The sequence below is a fragment of the Massilia sp. 05N420 genome, from assembly GCF_056397205.1.
The window spans coordinates 1-432 of sequence record NZ_JBFTMX010000193.1 but is presented as its reverse complement, the minus strand read 5'-3'; the positions used below and the strand labels follow the sequence as shown (position 1 = coordinate 432).

General features: G+C 68.7%; 1 pseudogene. It reads left to right on the top strand.

Annotated elements, in window-relative coordinates:
* Positions 1-432, top strand: a pseudogene (locus AC1DIX_RS27925) (hypothetical protein); the annotation flags it as partial.

The following is a 432-nucleotide window of genomic DNA, read 5'->3' as shown; positions in this document are numbered from 1 at the left end:
GGTTCGCGCCAGCCAGAGTGCAGCGCGTGCCAATCCAAAGCCCGCGACCGAAAACGATCGCGCCGACTATATCGCGGCCGCCCGCCGCGCGGCACAGGCTGCCGCAATCGAATCCGACCCGAAGGCACAGCCGGTCAAGGGTGAGAAGAAAGCCAAGGCTCCGAAGCCTRCCGGTGGCGCGAGCTCGTTCTCGCGCTTCCGCCGTCCGCTGCTTCTCGCCGTCGGCGCCGTTCTTCTGGCGATCATGGCGTTCCCGCTTGCCCGGACGCTGACATCCGGCCAAAGCGCACCGCCAGCCGAAGTGGCCGTGCTGAGCGATGCCACGCAGACTCCAGCAACGGCCGACACCTCGGCCGCTCCGCAGGCCGATGCACCTGTAGCCGCCCAGAATGAAGCACCGGCTGCTCCCGAAGCTGCGGCTCAGACCGCCGC